Source organism: Kitasatospora sp. NPDC056446 (genome assembly GCF_042796115.1).
In the GTDB taxonomy this organism is placed as follows: Bacteria; Actinomycetota; Actinomycetes; order Streptomycetales; family Streptomycetaceae; genus Kitasatospora.
Genome location: NZ_JBHTRF010000013.1, coordinates 1 through 2633, shown reverse-complemented (window position 1 = coordinate 2633; position 2633 = coordinate 1). Strand labels below are relative to the sequence as shown.

The 2633-nt window shown below is 68.7% G+C and carries 2 protein-coding genes; both read right to left on the bottom strand.

Annotated features, from left to right (window positions below):
* Positions 1-81: 81 nt before the first annotated feature.
* A complete protein-coding gene (locus ACFQ6N_RS11395; protein WP_380648549.1) occupies positions 82-522 on the bottom strand; it encodes a MarR family winged helix-turn-helix transcriptional regulator in 441 nt (146 codons plus the stop codon).
* Between the two features lie 137 nt (positions 523-659).
* Positions 660-2021 (bottom strand): sulfotransferase family protein, encoded by a 1362-nt coding sequence (locus tag ACFQ6N_RS11390; protein ID WP_380648548.1) that lies wholly within the window; start codon positions 2019-2021, stop codon positions 660-662.
* Positions 2022-2633 lie beyond the last annotated feature (612 nt).

Here is a 2633-nt window from a genome sequence, read left to right as displayed (position 1 = left end):
GCTGTTTTTTTTTTTCTGGCTCGGGGGGGGGGGGGGGCCGGGTGGGGGGGCGGCCCCCCCCCCCCGGGCGGCACGGGAGCGCTACTCCCCGGGACGGATCCGGGCGAGGAACGTGGAGAGCACCGGGGACAGCGCGGCCATCTCGAACGCGGTGTGGAGCTCCTGGGAGAAGGTGGCCGAGTAGAGCTCCAGCTCCCGACGGCCGACATCGGTGAGGCGGATGACGACGAAACGCCGGTCGTGCTCGCTGGCGGCGCGCTTCACCAGCCCGCTGCGCTCCAGGCGGACCGCCACCCGGCTGAGGGTCGACTGGTTGACCCCCATCTCGTCCGCCAGCTCCTGCATCTGCATCATCCTCGGTTCGGACTGCTGCATGGTGCTGAGCGCGATGAAATCCGTCAGGCCGATGCCGTGGGAACGCATGAGCCTGCGCTCAAGCAGCTGCGACACGTACGTCGACAGCCGGGACACCTGCCACCACAGCTCGATGTCATTTCCGCGTTCACGGGACACTGTCGTCACGGCCCAACCTTTCGGCCCCACCCGCCTTCATCGGCGAGGGGCCCCCAATTCGAATACAACTCCCGGCGCGGATTATAACACGAGTGGAGGATTAATTGGTCGATTCGAAATCGCCTGCCACCGGAACTCCGGACCGGTCATTGGATTGCCGTACCCAGGCCCCAATGCCGGCAGTAGCTTTCCCGGTAGTCGCGGAAGATATCGGGAAGTCGCACATCGGCGGTCTCGAATCGGTCCCTTTGATCGCCTTGTTCCGCTTGCCCCCTTTGATCGCCTCGATCGCGTCGATCGACTCGATCGAGGAGACCACCTCGATCGCCCTGTTCGTCCCGATCACCCTGTTCGTCCCGATCGTCCCGATCAACTCGATCGCCGGAAACGTCTCCCAGGGGATCCTCCGCGAGGCGCTCGCCCTCCGCCAGCATGCGGTGCTCGACACCGCTCGGCAGCGGGGCGTCCATGAACTCGCAGACGCGCCGGACGGTGAGCAGCGGCGCCTCCACCAGCTCCGGGTACGCGATGTCCAGCACCCTGGACCCGACCGACTCGTCGTACCACTCCGGAGCGGCCAGCGCCCGACCGAGCCGACGCGCCCACTCCTCCTTCACCGCACGCGGATCCACCCCGAGGGACCAGGCGCGCCGCCGCAGCGTGCTGACCGCCGAGACGTCGGCCAGCGACTCCAGCGGGTCCCGGTGCACCCTGATGATGCGGGCGTTCGGATACACCGACAGCAGGTCCTTGAGCCGCAGCGAGTGGAACTCGCTGACCAGCACCGGCTTTCCGCCGGGGACCCGTTCCAGGATGACCGACAGCGCGAGCCGGTGGAACTCGTAGGCGGCGGTCGCGTCCTGCGACTCCAGCCAGTCCGAGTACCCCGGAATGCGGTACTCCATGGACGCGGCGATGTCGTGGAACGCGTACGTGAGCAACAGGTGGTCCCCGCACGGCGCACCCGGATCCGGCTGCCGGCCGGTGGGCCCGCCCAGCCGCTCCCACAGCGGATACACGAACGGGTCGACGCGCGAGGGGTCGTGACGCCAGGGCGACCAGTCCGTACTCGGGCGGGTCACCTCCCACATGGACGGGATGTTCAGCCCCGGGTGCTGGCCGAGCAACCGCTGGAGCCGGTGGAGCCCGGTGCCCGGCAGCCCCACCACGAAGACGACGTCGTCACCGTAGAGCCCGGGATCGACCCGGCCGCTCTCGATCAGCTGCCGCACTCTGAGCTGGTTGGCGAGCGCACAAGTGAGCCTCTGCCGGGTGACCGCCACCCCGGCGGGCGTCAGGGCCGCCTCCTCCGCCAGCGATCCGGCGAACTCACGAAAGGCGGGAACAAAAGAGGGATCCAGCGTTTTCCCGTCGGATTCCTGCTGCTGGGCGGCGGCGAGAATATCCTGCAATGCGAACGGGGAGTCCGGCCGGAAATCCTGTAACGGCTTCTCCTCGCCCGCCCCGCCGACCCGGGCGCGGCCATCGTACCGATCACTCACCAGCATCTCCCAAAATGTGACCTGTCCCAACGGACAGTAACGCACCGGGAACGATCGGGCGTTCCTCCACCGCCGCCCGATCGAACGATTGGCCGAAACACTGCGAGCCCCGCACCCGGCCACCCGGTCGCCTCCGGGCGTCCACCGCCCGGGCCCGCCCCGCGGCCCGCCGGGCCGGGTCACCGCCACCCTGCGCCTGCTGGCGGCGATGCCCGCCTACGCGGTCCTGGGCTCCGCCGCCACCTCCCCCGCCCTCCCTCCCCACCCTCACCGCCACCGCCACCGCCTGGTGCACCCTCCTCTTCACCACCGCCACCTACCGCTTCACCCGCACCACCCGCCTCTGACCACCCGGACCTCCCCACCCCATGCACCCTGAGATCCCTGCACGTCAGACGATAGGCAGCCTGTGCTGTTCGTTCACCGAAAGACGCCTCAGAGGCAGTGGTGATCGACGCGTGGTCCCCGGTTCTCCCCGCTGCAGACCCTCCCCGGCTCCGGCGCAGCTCTCGTGGCCTAAGCCCAATGCCGGTGACTTTAGGTCGCTCCTGGTTCGGCGATCGTGACTGTTGTCGGTTCGGGTGGTGGCCAGTCGCGGTGTCGGGCGCGCTTGAGGGG